The sequence below is a fragment of the Actinomycetospora atypica genome (assembly GCF_042653685.1).
Lineage (GTDB): Bacteria > Actinomycetota > Actinomycetes > Mycobacteriales > Pseudonocardiaceae > Actinomycetospora > Actinomycetospora atypica.
Genome location: NZ_JBHSIV010000035.1, coordinates 26,746 through 40,459, shown reverse-complemented (window position 1 = coordinate 40,459; position 13,714 = coordinate 26,746). Strand labels below are relative to the sequence as shown.

The 13,714-nt window shown below is 74.5% G+C and carries 14 protein-coding genes; 11 read left to right on the top strand and 3 right to left on the bottom strand.

What is annotated here, in order from left to right:
* The first annotated feature begins 99 nt into the window (after window positions 1-99).
* The 6 genes from ACFPBZ_RS24315 to groL all read left to right on the top strand — a co-directional run bounded on the left by ACFPBZ_RS24315 (window position 100) and on the right by groL (window position 6,649).
* Window positions 100-1,572 carry an NAD(P)H-hydrate dehydratase gene (locus ACFPBZ_RS24315; protein WP_378038695.1) on the top strand — a complete coding sequence of 491 codons (1,473 nt, stop codon included), beginning with the start codon at window positions 100-102 and terminating at the stop codon, window positions 1,570-1,572.
* On the top strand, window positions 1,569-2,732 hold the full coding sequence (alr, locus tag ACFPBZ_RS24310) for an alanine racemase (protein WP_378038694.1): 1,164 nt from the start codon (window positions 1,569-1,571) through the stop codon (window positions 2,730-2,732). The genes ACFPBZ_RS24315 and alr overlap by 4 nt, the downstream gene beginning before the upstream one ends.
* Window positions 2,733-2,791: 59 nt before the next feature.
* Window positions 2,792-3,976: an alpha/beta fold hydrolase gene (locus tag ACFPBZ_RS24305; protein ID WP_378038693.1), complete on the top strand. Its 1,185-nt coding sequence runs from the start codon at window positions 2,792-2,794 to the stop codon at window positions 3,974-3,976.
* Complete coding sequence (rimI, locus tag ACFPBZ_RS24300; RefSeq protein WP_378038692.1) at window positions 3,973-4,488, top strand: ribosomal protein S18-alanine N-acetyltransferase; 516 nt, start codon at window positions 3,973-3,975, stop codon at window positions 4,486-4,488. The genes ACFPBZ_RS24305 and rimI overlap by 4 nt, the downstream gene beginning before the upstream one ends.
* Before the next feature lie 82 nt (window positions 4,489-4,570).
* Entirely contained in the window at window positions 4,571-4,921 is a 351-nt protein-coding gene (gene groES, locus ACFPBZ_RS24295; RefSeq protein WP_378038691.1) for a co-chaperone GroES, read from the top strand.
* 96 nt (window positions 4,922-5,017) lie between these two features.
* Window positions 5,018-6,649: a chaperonin GroEL gene (gene groL, locus ACFPBZ_RS24290; protein ID WP_378038690.1), complete on the top strand. Its 1,632-nt coding sequence runs from the start codon at window positions 5,018-5,020 to the stop codon at window positions 6,647-6,649.
* A 153-nt stretch (window positions 6,650-6,802) separates the two neighbouring features.
* Here the strand turns inward: groL and ACFPBZ_RS24285 are convergent, their stop codons facing one another.
* A complete protein-coding gene (locus ACFPBZ_RS24285) occupies window positions 6,803-7,102 on the bottom strand; it encodes a WhiB family transcriptional regulator (protein WP_378038689.1) in 300 nt (99 codons plus the stop codon).
* 632 nt (window positions 7,103-7,734) lie between these two features.
* Between ACFPBZ_RS24285 and ACFPBZ_RS24280 the strand changes: the two genes are divergently transcribed.
* The 3 genes from ACFPBZ_RS24280 (at window position 7,735) to ACFPBZ_RS24270 (ending at window position 10,106) form a co-directional block, all read left to right on the top strand.
* Window positions 7,735-8,331, top strand: a complete 597-nt coding sequence (locus ACFPBZ_RS24280) for a response regulator transcription factor (protein ID WP_018330962.1) — start codon at window positions 7,735-7,737, stop codon at window positions 8,329-8,331.
* 332 nt (window positions 8,332-8,663) lie between these two features.
* Window positions 8,664-9,242, top strand: a complete 579-nt coding sequence (locus ACFPBZ_RS24275; RefSeq protein ID WP_378038688.1) for a sigma-70 family RNA polymerase sigma factor — start codon at window positions 8,664-8,666, stop codon at window positions 9,240-9,242.
* Window positions 9,243-10,106 carry an anti-sigma-D factor RsdA gene (locus ACFPBZ_RS24270; protein ID WP_378038687.1) on the top strand — a complete coding sequence of 288 codons (864 nt, stop codon included), beginning with the start codon at window positions 9,243-9,245 and terminating at the stop codon, window positions 10,104-10,106.
* 99 nt (window positions 10,107-10,205) lie between these two features.
* On the opposite strand, the gene ACFPBZ_RS24265 is transcribed toward ACFPBZ_RS24270, so the two are convergent.
* The gene (locus ACFPBZ_RS24265; RefSeq protein ID WP_378038686.1) at window positions 10,206-10,604 is read right to left on the bottom strand and encodes a DUF5319 domain-containing protein; all 399 of its coding nucleotides are present in this window, start codon (window positions 10,602-10,604) and stop codon (window positions 10,206-10,208) included.
* 114 nt (window positions 10,605-10,718) lie between these two features.
* Between ACFPBZ_RS24265 and guaB the strand changes: the two genes are divergently transcribed.
* Together guaB and ACFPBZ_RS24255 are read left to right on the top strand one after the other, a co-directional pair.
* Complete coding sequence (gene guaB / locus ACFPBZ_RS24260) at window positions 10,719-12,224, top strand: IMP dehydrogenase (RefSeq protein ID WP_378038685.1); 1,506 nt, start codon at window positions 10,719-10,721, stop codon at window positions 12,222-12,224.
* Between the two features lie 20 nt (window positions 12,225-12,244).
* Entirely contained in the window at window positions 12,245-13,381 is a 1,137-nt protein-coding gene (locus ACFPBZ_RS24255; RefSeq protein WP_378038684.1) for a GuaB3 family IMP dehydrogenase-related protein, read from the top strand.
* A 58-nt stretch (window positions 13,382-13,439) separates the two neighbouring features.
* On the opposite strand, the gene ACFPBZ_RS24250 is transcribed toward ACFPBZ_RS24255, so the two are convergent.
* Entirely contained in the window at window positions 13,440-13,712 is a 273-nt protein-coding gene (locus tag ACFPBZ_RS24250) for an HPr family phosphocarrier protein (RefSeq protein ID WP_378038683.1), read from the bottom strand.
* Between the last annotated feature and the right edge of the window lie 2 nt (window positions 13,713-13,714).

Below are 13,714 nucleotides of genomic sequence, written 5' to 3'. Positions count from 1 at the left end.
AAGCGTCACCGCGCACCTGGATCATGTGCCCACGCCTGTGAGCACTTCTCCGTGCCCTGGCACGGATGAATGCTCACGAGACGACCGGAGGGAGCCACCTTGTACGGCGTCTGGACCCCGGAGCAGGTCGCCACGGCCGAGGAGCCGGTGCTCGCGCGCACCCCCGAGGGCGCGCTGATGCGCCGTGCCGCGCACGGGGCCGCGCAGGTGGCCCTGCGGATGCTGGCCGAGGGCGGGCCCGTCGTCGGGACCCACGTCGTCGTCCTGGTCGGCGCCGGCAACAACGGCGGCGACGGCCTGTGGGCGGGCGTGGAGCTGCGCCGCCGCGGCGTGGGCGTCACCGCGGTGCTCCTGGCGCCCGACCGGGCGCACCCCGCGGGGCTCGCCGCCCTGCGCAAGGCCCGCGGGCGGGTGGTCACCGACGTCGAGGAGGGCGTCGCGGCGGTCGGGCGGGCCGACCTGGTCCTCGATGCGATCGTCGGGACCTCCGGGCGGGGCGGACTGCGCGAGCCGGCGCCGCGGCTCGTCGCCGCGATCGGGTGCTCGGTGCTCGCGATCGACAGCCCCAGCGGGGTCGACCCGCTCACGGGGACGGTGCACGACGAGGCCGTCACCGCCACCGAGACGGTGACGTTCGGTGCCCGCAAGCCCGTCCACGTGCTCAACCGGGCCCGCTGCGGTCTCGTGACGCTGGTCGACATCGGTCTCGGCCCGGAGCTGCCCGACGCCCCGGTGCGGGTGCTCGACGCCGTCGACGTCGGCCGGGCGTGGCCGGTGCCCGGGCCGGGCGACGACAAGTACACCCAGGGCGTCGTCGGGGTGGCGGCCGGCAGCGCCGTCTACCCGGGCGCGGCGGTCCTCGCCTCCGGGGCGGCCGCGCTCGCCACCAGCGGGATGGTCCGCTACGCCGGCAGCGCCGCCCACGAGGTCCGCGCCGCGTGGCCGGAGGTCGTGGCCACCGACCACGTCGCCGACGCCGGGCGCGTGCAGGCGTGGGCGGTCGGGCCCGGCCTGGGGACCGGCGAGGACGGCGCGGCGACCCTGGCCCACGTCCTCGACGCCGGGGTCCCGGTGCTGGCCGACGCCGACGCGATCACCCTGCTCGGGGCCTCGTCCGACCTCCGGGCGAGGGCGGCGGGGAACCCCGTGCTCGTCACCCCGCACGCCGGGGAGTTCGCCCGGCTCGTCGCGGAGCTCGATGGGGAGTTCGACCCGGCCGCCGACCGCGTCGACGCCGCCCGGCGGGCCGCCGCGGCCCTCGGCGTGACGGTGCTGCTCAAGGGCAACGCGACCGTGGTGGCCGCGCCCGACGGCCGCGTGCTCGTGCATCCGGCGGGCAGCTCGTGGCTCGCGACCGCCGGCTCGGGCGACGTCCTCTCCGGCGTCGCGGGCGCCCTGCTCGCCGCCGGGCTGGAGCCGTGGTGGGCGGGCGGGTGCGCGGCGTTCGTCCATGCTCGAGCGGCCGGGATCGGGGCCGGCAGACCGGGCGCCCCGGTCCCGGCGTCGCACGTCCGGGCCGCGGTCCCCGACGCGATCCGCGAGGTCCGCGCGGCCGCCCTGGCGGCGTCGTGAGCACCGCGGGGACGGCCCGGGTCGAGGCCGTCGTCGACCTCGACGCGATCCGCCACAACGTCCGCCACCTCGCCGGGCTCGCCGCCGGCGCCGCGACGATGGCCGTGGTGAAGGCCGACGGCTACGGCCACGGCGCGGTCGACGTGGCGCGCGCGGCCCTCGACGCCGGGGCGACGTGGCTCGGGGTCTGCACCGTCGAGGAGGCCGGGGAGCTGCGCGACGCGGGGATCACCGCGCCGGTCCTGTCCTGGCTGCACGTGCCCGACGAGGACCTCGCGCCCGCCGTCGGGCGGCAGGTCGACCTCGGCGTCGCGTCCCGGCGCGACCTCGCCGCGGCGGTCACCGCCGCCCATGCGACGGGCCGACCCGCCCGGGTGCATCTCAAGATCGACACCGGGCTGTCCCGCAACGGCTGCCCGCCCGCCGACTGGGGCGACCTGCTCGACGCCGTCGCCGACCACCCGGGCGAGGTCGAGCCGGTGGCGGTCTGGACGCACCTCGCGCACGCGGACGCCCCGGCCCACCCGACGATCGACCGCCAGGCCGCCCGGTTCGACGAGGCCCACGCCGCGGCCTCCGCGCGTCTCGACCGCCCGCTGCTCGCCCACCTCGCGAACTCGGCGGCCACCCTCACCCGGCCCGACCTGCACCGCGACCTCGTCCGGCCCGGGATCGCCGTCTACGGGCTCGACCCCACCGACGACGGCGTCGCCCCGGCGCTGCGCCCCGCCATGACCTTCCGCAGCCGCGTCGCGCTGCTCAAGACCGTCGCTGCCGGCGAGGGCGTCTCCTACGGCCACATCTGGACCACGCCGACCGACCGGACGCTCGCGCTCGTCCCGGCCGGCTACGCTGACGGCGTCCCACGCCTGCTCGGCGCGGCGGGGCGGCTCGAGGTCGCGATCGGCGGCGTGCGCCGGCCCGTCGTCGGGCGGGTCTGCATGGACCAGGTGATGGTCGACCTGGGCCCGGCGGGCGAGCCGCACGGCGTCGCCGAGGGCGACGAGGTGGTCCTGTTCGGTCCCGACGACGGCGGCCCCACGGCCGCCGAGTGGGCCGGCCTGCTCGGCACGATCCACTACGAGATCGTGACCGGCGTCGGCGGCCGGCCCCGGGTCCGGCGCTCCCTGACCGGAGCGGCCGGACAACTCACGGCATGAACCCGCCCCGGACGTGGTAGCAAGGCCGGTGTGGCGACGGGGTACGTGAGGACGGGCGCATGACCGACGACCGGAGGCGCCACCACACCGGGGGCATCGTCGGCGCGATCGCCGGGACGGTGCTCGGCGGGGCCGCCGCGGCCGGGGCCGTCGGCGCCGGTCGGGCCCACTCGCGCGTGGTGCGGGCCCGGGCGGAGCTCGAGGAGTCCGAGGCCGAGCACCCCTCGATGCTCGGTCTGCTGCCGCGGGGCCGGGAGTCCTCGGTGGCCGCCGACGACGGCACCCGGCTCGCCGTCGAGGAGATCGACCCGGTGGCCGAGGGGGTGAGCCCCGAGCTGACCGTCGTCCTCGTGCACGGCTTCGCCCTCGACCGCAAGTGCTGGCACTTCCAGCGCCGCATGCTCGCCGGGCTGACCGAGCCCGCCGTGCGGGTGGTGCTCTACGACCAGCGCCGCCACGGCCGCTCGGGGCAGTGCTCGGCGCGGGCCTGCACCATCGCCCAGCTGGGCGCCGACCTCGACACCGTCATCCGCACCGTCGCCCCGGAGGGCGACCTCGTGCTCGTCGGGCACTCGATGGGCGGCATGACGATCATGGCGCTCGCCGAGCGCCACCCGGCCCTGTTCCGCGACCGCGTCCTCGGCGTGGCCCTGCTGAACACCTCCGCGGGCGACGTCGGCACGGTCGGCCTGCAGCGCGCGGTCCTGTCGCACCGCAACCCGGCGGTCAACGTCGTCGGGCGGCTCGCGCACTGGCGCCCGGAGACCGTCGACCGCATCCGCCGGCTCGGGGGCAACGCCATGTGGGCGGCCGTGCGGCGGATGTCCTTCGGCGACCCCGACGTCGAGCCGGCGCTGATCGACCTCGTCGACCGGACGATCGCCGAGACGCCGCTCGCCGTGCTCACCTCGTTCGCCAACACGCTCTCCACGCACGACCGCAAGGCCGCCCTGCGCGGTCTGTCGCAGTGCGAGGTGCTGGTGGCGGCCGGGACCGACGACCGGATGATCCCGTACTCCCACTCCGAGGTGATCGCCGCGGAGCTGCCCCGGGCCGAGCTGCTGCCGCTCGAGGGCGCGGGGCACATGGCGATGCTCGAGCAGCCCGGCGAGCTCGACGCGGCCCTGCTCGAGCTGCTGCGCCGCTGCACCCACCGCAGCCAGGTGCTGCGCCGCCTGCGCCCGCAGGAGCCCGGCACCGCCCCCCGCCGGCCGCGGCTGCGCCGTCCCCGCCGCCGGGCGTGAGCCCGGGCCGGGCGGGGAGCGACGACGACGTCCGCCCCGCCGTCGTGATCGAGGCGCTGCGCGCGTCCGACGCGGTGGCGTGCGCCCGGCTCGAGGCCGTCCTGTTCCCCGGCGACGACCCGTGGAGCGCGGCGGCGTTCCGCAGCGAGCTGCACGCCGGCCATCCCTACCTCGCCGCCCGGGTGGGCGACCGGCTCGTGGGCTACGCGGGCGTCGCCCTGCTGCCGGCCCCGGCGTTCTCGCGCGAGCCGGCCGAGGCCGAGGTGCACACGATCGGGGTCGACCCCGACTTCCAGGGCCACGGTCTGGGGCGGCGCCTGCTGCGGGGACTGCTCGAGCGGGCCGACGCGATCGGGGCCGCGACGTTCCTCGAGGTGCGCACCGACAACGTCGCCGCGCTGACGCTCTACCGGTCCGAGGGGTTCGAGGTGGTGGGCACCCGGCGCCGCTACTACGCGAGCGGGGCGGACGCCCACACGATGCGTCGGGACCCGCCGGCCCACCCTCGTTGAAGAACTGGCACTCGCAGCGCTAGAGTGCCAACCGAACGGCGCCGGAGCCGGCTCGACCCCCGCGACGGCGGGTCGTCTCCGGATGGCCGTCACCCACCCAGTACCAGCTGGACCCCTGATCGTGGAGGTCAATCCCGTGGCGAGCGTGAACATCAAGCCGCTCGAGGACAAGCTCGTGGTCCAGGCCTCTGAGGCCGAGACCACGACCGCGTCCGGCATCGTCATCCCGGACACCGCGAAGGAGAAGCCCCAGGAGGGCAAGGTCCTCGCGGTGGGCCCGGGCCGCATCGACGACAAGGGCAACCGCATTCCGCTCGACGTCGCGGTCGGTGACGTCGTCGTCTTCTCGAAGTACGGCGGCACCGAGATCAAGTACAACGGCGAGGACTACCTGATCCTCTCCTCGCGTGACGTCCTGGCGGTCGTCAACTAACGACGCCCGTGTACCCACCGCCCCGGTGATCCCCGCTCGCCGGGGACCCGGGGCGGTGGTGTGTCCGCAGGCCGTCACACCGGAAAGGACTGGGCAGTGCCCAAACAGATCACGTTCGACGAGACCGCTCGCCGCGCCCTCGAGCGCGGGGTCGACCAGCTGGCCGCGGCGGTGAAGGTGACCCTCGGACCGCGGGGGCGCCACGTCGTGCTCAGCAAGAAGTTCGGTGGTCCGACGATCACCAACGACGGCGTCACCATCGCGCGCGAGATCGACCTCGACGACCCGTTCGAGAACCTCGGCGTGCAGCTCGCCAAGACGGCGGCCACGAAGACCAACGACGTCGCCGGCGACGGCACGACGACGGCCACCGTGCTCGCCCAGGCTCTCGTGTCCGAGGGTCTGCGCAACCTCGCGGCCGGGGCCAACCCGGGTGCGCTCGGCGCCGGCATGGCCGCGGCCGCCGAGAAGGTCACCGAGGTGCTGCGCTCGCACGCCACCCCGGTCGACGGCCGGCGCGGCATCGCGTCGGTCGGTGCGGTCGCCTCGCGCGACCAGGAGATCGGCGACCTCATCGGCGAGGCCATGGAGCGCGTCGGCGAGGACGGTGTCATCACCATCGAGGAGTCCTCGACGCTCGCCACCGAGCTCGAGGTCACCGAGGGCCTGCAGTTCGACAAGGGCTACCTCTCGCCGTACTTCGTCACCGACGGCGAGTCGATGGAGGCCGTCCTCGAGGACGCCCACGTGCTGATCAACCGGGAGAAGATCTCGGCGATCGGCGACCTGCTCCCGCTGCTGGAGAAGGTCGTGGAGTCGGGCAAGCCGCTCCTCGTCATCGCCGAGGACCTCGAGGGCGAGGCGCTCTCGACGGTCGTCGTGAACGCCATCCGCAAGACGCTGCGGATCTGCGCGGTCAAGGCGCCGTTCTTCGGGGACCGCCGCAAGGCGTTCCTCGACGACCTCGCCGCCGCCACCGGCGCCACGGTGATCAACCCCGAGATCGGCCTCAAGCTCTCCGAGGCCGGCCTCGACGTGCTGGGCTCCGTCCGGCGCGCCGTGATCACCAAGGACGCGACCACGCTGGTCGAGGGCGGTGGCGACAAGGCCGCCGTCGAGGGCCGGGTCGCGTCGATCCGCCGCGAGATCGACGAGACCGACTCCGACTGGGACCGCGAGAAGCTGCAGGAGCGGCTGGCGAAGCTCGCCGGCGGCGTCGCGGTCATCAAGGTCGGCGCGGCCACCGAGACCGACCTCAAGGAGCGCAAGCACCGCATCGAGGACGCGGTGGCGGCGACCCGGGCCGCGATCGAGGAGGGCATCGTCCCCGGCGGCGGGGCGGCCCTGCTGCACGCCTCCGCGGAGCTCGAGGGCGGCCTCGGCCGCACCGGAGACGAGGCGACCGGGGTCGCGCTCGTGCGTCGGGCCCTGTCGGCGCCGCTCAAGGCCATCGCGTTCAACGCGGGCCTCGAGGGCTCGGTCGTCGCGGCGAAGGTCGCCGAGGGCGGCTGGGAGACCGGCTACGACGCCGCGGCCGAGGAGTACGGCGACCTCATGGCCGCCGGGATCATCGACCCGGTCAAGGTCACGCGCTCGGCGCTCGAGAACGCGGTGTCGATCGCACGGATGGTGCTGACCACCGAGTCGGCCATCGTCGAGAAGCCCGAGGACGAGGCGCCCGCACCCGCCGCCGGTGGCCACGGCCACGGGCACGGCCACGGGCACTGAGTTCCCGCACGGCTGACACACGCCGGGCCTGGTCGAGCGACACGCTCGGCCGGGCCCGTCGTCGTGCGCGGGTGTCCCGGAACGGACGAACGGCCCGTTCGTCACCTTCTTCCGTGACGAACGGGCCGTTCTTGGTGTGTCCGGGGCGACCGGTCAGCGGACGATGATGTCCTGCGGCCGCCCGCGGCGTCCGGAGCCGGTGCGCTCGGACTCCGAGAGCCCGCCCCAGATGCCGTAGGGCTCGCCCGCGGCGATGGCGTGCCGGCGGCAGGGCTCCATCACCGGGCAGCTCTCGCACACCGCCTTCGCGCGGCGTTCGCGGCTCGCGCGGGCCGGGCCCCGCTCGCCGTCGGGGTGGAAGAAGAACTGGCTGTCCATGCCGCGGCACGCGGCGTGCAGCTGCCAGTCCCAGAGATCGGCGTTGGGGCCGGGCAGTCGACGCACGTCGGCCATCTCGACCACCTCCTCGTCCTGACGTGGGTGGTGGTCGGAGCCGGGGTCCTCTGGTCGGAGACCCTGGCGTCGGCCACCACGGGGTCGGGCCCGTCCGATTCGTCACCGTCCGTGCCGACGGTCGCGCGCAGGGCGACCGTGCTCCGACCCTATGGCCGTCGCGGGCATGGGTACAAGATGCGGAGATTGTGAGCCGTCCGGTCGTGTGCAGATCGCTCGCGGTCAGTCGGATGCGCGTCACGGCGCACCGGGACGACCGTCGGCGAATCCGTACCGTGACAAGTCTTGCCGAAACGACCACCATCCGTGATCATTCCTCGGGCAGGACGTGACCAGTGCTCCGTGTGGGTGGCGGTGGCAGCTCCGGGGTATGGAGCCGGCCGTGACCCGACGGGCGCGGGCCCGTTGTCGAGGGGGAGGGGACCGGGAACGTCACGACGAGCGCGTGGGAACGCCGCTCGTCGGGATCGTCCACCGGTCACCGCAGGAACACCGGATGAGGAGCACGCATGGCACCGGTCGTCGATCCGGCGCGGGAAAACCGCGGATCCGACTCAAGCCGGGGCGGAGCGGCGCCGATGACCGGTAGTGCCCGCCAACCGACTGCAGGAACGCTGCAGGGAGGAACTTCCGTGACGACGGTCCTGATCTGCGACGACCGCCGCAGCGTGCGTGAGGGACTGACCCGCGTCATGTCGGCCGTGCCGGGCGTCCACCGCATCGACTGCGTCGCCCATGGCGACGAGCTGCTCACCCGCTTCTCCCGACAGAGTGTCGACGTCGTCCTCGTGGGGACGCAGCGCGCCGTGCCGACCGGGGTCGAGGCGACCCGCCGGCTCGTGGCCGCGCACCCGCAGGCGAACGTCATCGTCTTCGGGGCGCCCGACGACTCCGGCAGCATCGCCGCCGCGATCGCCGGCGGTGCCCGCGGCTACCTGCGGTGGGACGCCTCCCGGCCCGAGCTCGTCGCGGCCCTGGCCCACACGCTCGCGAGCACCTCGGTGCCCGCACCGCGCACCCCCTCCGACACGGGGGTGCAGCTCACCGAGCGCGAGCTGCAGGTCCTGCGGGGGATGGCGCAGGGCAAGAGCAACGGCCAGATCGGCCGGGAGCTCTACCTCTCCGAGGACACCGTGAAGACCCACGCCCGGCGGCTGTTCCGCAAGCTGGGTGTGCGTGACCGTGCGCAGGCCGTGGCCCACGGCTTCCGCCGGGGCCTGGTCTCCTGACCGCGCGGCCGCGTCCCGTGCCTCCGGGGTCCTCCCGGCCCGGGACGTCCTTCGCCCCGCCCGCGCCCCAGGGCCCGGGTCCCTCTCCCGACGACGTGCCCACGCCCGCCCTCGGAACACCGCGCGCCACCCACCGGGCCGCGGACCGCTGGCGTGTGCCGGAACGGGGGAGCCCGTTCGCAGGACAGGGCGCGAGCCGTCCGGGGGGACGGTACGGTGTCCCCTCCGGGTCACCGGCTCTGCCGGTACCTCCCACGGAGGAGGCGGCTCGGCCGACCGAGGTGGACCTGCGGGTCACACCGCCGCGAGTAACGCCGGGGCCACGGGGAGCGATGACCGAGTCAGGGAACGACCTCGAGAGACTGGTGGCCGCCGCCAACGACGGCGACCGCACGTCCCTCAATCGTGTCCTCGCGATCATCCGACCGCTCGTCGTGCGCTACTGCCGCGCGAGGATCGGCCGGCAGGAACGGTCGTCGGTCTCGGCCGACGACGTGGCCCAGGAGGTGTGCCTCGCCGTGCTGACAGCGCTGCCCGGCTACCGGGATCAGGGCCGCCCGTTCCTCGCGTTCGTCTACGGGATCGCGGCGCACAAGGTGGTCGACGCCCATCGCTCGGTGGCGCGGAACAAGTCCGAGCCCGTCTCCGAGCTGCCCGAGGAACTGGACCCGTACGACGGGCCCGAGCAGCGTGCGATGAACGGTGCGCTGTCGGTCCAGATGGGTCAACTCCTCGACACGCTGCCACCCAAACAGAGGGAAATCCTCGTGCTGCGTGTCGTCGTTGGTCTCTCGGCGGAGGAGACCGCGGAAGCGGTCGAGTCCACACCCGGTGCGGTCCGGGTGGCACAGCACCGCGCACTGTCGAAGCTGCGGACCGCCGTGTCCGCGATCTCGGAAGAGGTGAGTTAGGTGGGTGGTCACCGCGCTTTCGGTGCGGGTGACGATCTCGTCGACGGGCCGGTGGACCTCGCCGCGGTTCGCGCGGATGACGCCCTGCTCGACGCGATCGCCGGTGGGGCTCTCAGCGGTGGTGCCGACGCCTTCTCGGGCGGGGACGTCTTCGGGCGGCCCGGGCAGGACGACGACCACCTGGCCGCGATCCTCGCCGCCTGGAAGGCCGACATCGAGGCCGAGCCCATGCCGGAGCTCGTCGATCTCGACGAGGCCGCGGACGCGGTCGAGGCCGGGCACGCCGCCCGGGACCGCCGCGCGAGCCGCACCCGTCGACGGATGCCGTTCGCCGTCGCCGCGGCCGCCATCGCGGTCGCGCTCTCCGGGTTCACCGTCGCGATCCACTCGGCCCAGCCCGGGGACGCGATGTTCGGGCTGACGAAGGTCCTCTTCAGCCAGCAGGCCGACAACGCCCAGAAGACCCAGCAGGTCCGCGAGACGATCGTCGCCGCCAACGACGCGATCGCGAAGGGTGACCGGGCCACGGCGCAGTCGCTGCTCCAGAGCGCCGGCAACCAGATCCAGGCCGTGCAGGCCGACGACCAGCCGCCGCTGGTGCAGCAGCGCCAGGACGTCCTCAAGTCGCTCGACCCGACCGCCCCGGCCGCGCCGAGCAGCGGGTCCACGGCGACTGCTCCGGGCCAGTCCGAGGGGACCGTGCCGGCGAAGCCGGGCAAGCCCGCCGGTTCGACCGAGGTCACCCCGTCGAAGAGCGACGACCCGAGCAGTACCACGACCGATCCGACGACGGACGAGCCTCGGCAGGCCACTCCGGTGCCCGCTGAGACGACGACCACGACGGCCCCGGCCCCCGGGAACTAGTCCACCGCACGACGAAGAACGGGCCCGGCTCCCCGAGGGGAGCCGGGCCCGTCGTCGTGAAGGGGATTCCGGCGGCCGGATCGCTCCGGCCGGGGAGAGCTACTGCTCGGCGAGCGTCGCGTCGGCGAAGCCCCGGCAGTACTCCCACGTGACGTAGGCGGCCGGGTCCGGGTCGAACGGGGGCTCGTGGGGCCGCATGTGGCCCTCCTCGAGGAGCTGCTGGAGGCTGGCGCGCAGCAGGTCCCAGTCGTGGAAGTGCTGCTCCTCGCAGTCCTCGCAGTCGACGACGACGCCCCGGATCCCCCGGGGGGCGAGCAGGGCCTGGAAGACGGCCAGGTCCCCGAGGTCGGCGATGACCTCCTCGCGCTCCTCGTCGTCGAGCGGCAGGTCCTCCGGGCCGGTGACGTCCGTGAGGTCGGCGAGCGCGTCGAGCATGCGCGAGGGGTCCGACGACGGGTCTCCGGCGAACGGGTCCGGCGGCAGGGCTTCGTACGGCACGCTACGAACCTACCCGTCGTTCGATGTCGATCGACGGGCCCCACCGATCGGGCGCGACGGGGTCCCACCTGCGGAGACGAGGGTCACCCCGCGGGGACGACTACCATCGTCGGCATGGTGCTCACCGACCCCGGCGTGCCGGAGAAGTTCGCGTTGCAAGGCCTGACGTTCGACGACGTCCTGCTCCTGCCCGCCGAGTCGGACGTGGTGCCCTCGGAGGCCGACACCTCGGCCCGCCTCTCGAGGAACATCACGCTGCGGATCCCGCTGGTCAGCTCGGCGATGGACACCGTGACCGAGGCGCGGATGGCCATCGCGATGGCCCGGCACGGCGGGATGGGGGTGCTGCACCGCAACCTCCCGGCCGACCAGCAGGCCGCCCAGGTCGAGGTGGTGAAGCGCTCCGAGGCCGGCATGGTGACCGACCCGGTGACCTGCTCGCCCGACGACAGCCTCGCCGAGGTCGACGCCCTCTGCGCCAAGTTCCGCATCTCGGGGCTCCCGGTGACCGACGAGGCCGGGAAGCTCGTGGGCATCATCACCAACCGCGACATGCGCTTCGAGGTCGACCACTCGCGCCGGGTGCGCGAGGTGATGACGTCGACCGACCTCGTCACCGCGCAGGTCGGGGTCACCGCGGAGGCCGCGCTGGGCCTGCTGCGCCGCCGCAAGATCGAGAAGCTGCCGCTGGTCGACGGCGCCGGCATCCTGCGGGGCCTCATCACGGTCAAGGACTTCGTCAAGACCGAGCAGTACCCGATGGCGACGAAGGACCCCGACGGCCGGCTGCTCTGCGGCGCGGCGATCGGCGTCGGCGACGACGCGTGGGTCCGCGCGATGGGCCTCGTGGACGCCGGGGTGGACGTCCTGGTCGTCGACACCGCGCACGGCCACTCCCGCGCCGTCACGGCGATGGTCGCGAAGCTCAAGCAGGAGCTCGGCGACCGCGTCGACATCGTCGGCGGCAACGTCGCCACCCGGGCGGGCGCCCAGGCGCTGGTCGACGCGGGCGCCGACGGCGTGAAGGTCGGGGTCGGGCCGGGCTCGATCTGCACCACGCGGATCATCGCCGGGGTCGGGGTCCCGCAGATCACGGCCATCGCGGAGGCCGACGCCGCGGCGCGGCCCGCCGGCGTGCCGGTGATCGGCGACGGCGGCCTGCAGTCCTCCGGCGACATCGCGAAGGCCATCGCGGCCGGCGCGTCGTCGGTGATGCTCGGGTCGCTGCTGGCGGGGACCGCCGAGACGCCCGGCGAGCTCGTGCTGGTCGACGGCAAGCAGTACAAGACCTACCGCGGCATGGGCTCGCTGGGCGCGATGCAGACCCGCGGGCAGCAGGGCTCGTACTCGAAGGACCGCTACTTCCAGGACGACGTCCTCTCCGACGACAAGCTCGTGCCGGAGGGCGTCGAGGGCCGCGTACCCTTCCGGGGCCCGCTCACGCAGGTCACCCACCAGCTCGTCGGTGGACTGCGGGCGGCGATGGGGTACACCGGTTCCCGGACGACGGCCGAGCTCCAGACCGCGCACATGGTGCGGATCACGGCCGCGGGCCTCGCCGAGAGCCACCCCCACCACGTGACGATGACCGCGGTCGCGCCCAACTACGGCGGTCGCTGACTCCGGGAGAGAACACCAGCATGCGCGAGCAGGTCGAGATCGGCCGGGGCCGCAGTGCCCAACGCAGCTACACCTTCGACGACCTCGACATCGTGCCCAGCCGCCGCACGCGGACGTCGTCGGCGGTCTCGACCGCCTGGCAGCTCGACGCCTACCGCTTCGACCTGCCGCTGCTCACCCACCCCACCGACGCCGTCGTCTCCCCGGCCACGGCGACCCGGGTCGGTGAGCTCGGCGGGCTCGGCGTGCTCAACGCCGAGGGGCTCTGGGCGCGGCACTCCGACGCCGAGAAGGCGCTCGCGGAGATCGCGGCCCGCGCGGCCGACGACCCGGCCGGGGCCCTCGTCGAGCTGCAGCGCCTGCACGCCGCGCCGGTGCAGACCGACCTCCTGGCCGAGGCCCTGCGCCAGGTCACGGGGGTCACGCTCGCCGCGCGGGTGAGCCCGCAGCACGCCCGCGAGCTGACGCCCACCCTGCTCAAGGCCGGTGTCGAGGTCCTCGTCGTGCAGGGGACGATCATCTCGGCCGAGCACGTCGCCGGGTCGGCCGACGACGACGGCGGCGAGGCCCCGCTCGACCTCGAGGACTTCATCGAGTCGCTCGACATCCCGGTGGTCGCTGGCGGGGTCGGCGACTACCGCACCGCGATGCACCTCATGCGCACCGGCGCGGCCGGCGTGATCGTCGGGTACGGGCAGTCGGTGTCAACCTCCACCGACGCGGTGCTGGGGATCGGCGTCCCGATGGCCACGGCGCTCGTCGACGCGGCCGCCGCGCGGCGCGACTACCTCGACGAGACCGGCGGGCGCTACGTCCACGTCATCGCCGACGGCGGGATGACCACCTCCGGCGACATCGCGAAGGCCATCGCCTGCGGGGCCGACGCCGTGATGCTCGGCGAGCAGCTCGCCGCGGCCGACGAGGCGCCCGGCGGCGGCTGGTACTGGACCTCGGCCGCCGCGCACCCCAACCTGCCGCGCTCGGGCGTCGTCGGGGTGGCCCAGCGGGGCAACGACCTCGCGGGCGTCCTGCGCGGGCCCGCACCGCAGGCCGACGGCACCGTCAACCTGTTCGGGGCGCTGCGCCGCGCGATGGCGAAGACCGGCTACTCCGACCTCAAGGAGTTCCAGCGGGTCGGACTCTCGGTCCGCCGCTGACCCACCGCACGACGAAGGGCCCCACCGGAACCGGTGGGGCCCTTCGTCGTCGTGGGGGCTAGGCGTCGAGGTCGGTCGCCAGGAGCTCGGCGAGGGCGTCGACCGAGGCCTGCGCCCCGGTGACGTCCGCGTCGGCGGTGAGGGTGACCTCCTGGCCGCCCCGCACCCCGAGGCCGAGCACGGAGAGCATGCTGCGGGCGTCGGCGGTGTCGCCCTCGGCGGTCGCCAGGGTGACCCGCGCGGGCTGGGCGGCGGCGGCCTTGCAGAACAGCGCGGCCGGGCGGGCGTGCAGGCCGATCTGGGTCGCGACGACGACGGTGCGCTCGATCATGG

Bases quoted from the DNA above. Each gene is read 5' to 3' on its own strand.
- groES (WP_378038691.1), top strand. From the start codon at position 4,571: ATGGCCGTCACCCACCCAGTACCAGCTGGACCCCTGATCGTGGAGGTC.
- ACFPBZ_RS24250 (WP_378038683.1), bottom strand. From the start codon at position 13,712: ATGATCGAGCGCACCGTCGTCGTCGCGACCCAGATCGGCCTGCACGCC.
- ACFPBZ_RS24305 (WP_378038693.1), top strand. From the start codon at position 2,792: ATGACCGACGACCGGAGGCGCCACCACACCGGGGGCATCGTCGGCGCG.
- ACFPBZ_RS24285 (WP_378038689.1), bottom strand. From the start codon at position 7,102: ATGGCCGACGTGCGTCGACTGCCCGGCCCCAACGCCGATCTCTGGGAC.
- guaB (WP_378038685.1), top strand. From the start codon at position 10,719: ATGGTGCTCACCGACCCCGGCGTGCCGGAGAAGTTCGCGTTGCAAGGC.
- ACFPBZ_RS24275 (WP_378038688.1), top strand. From the start codon at position 8,664: ATGACCGAGTCAGGGAACGACCTCGAGAGACTGGTGGCCGCCGCCAAC.
- ACFPBZ_RS24255 (WP_378038684.1), top strand. From the start codon at position 12,245: ATGCGCGAGCAGGTCGAGATCGGCCGGGGCCGCAGTGCCCAACGCAGC.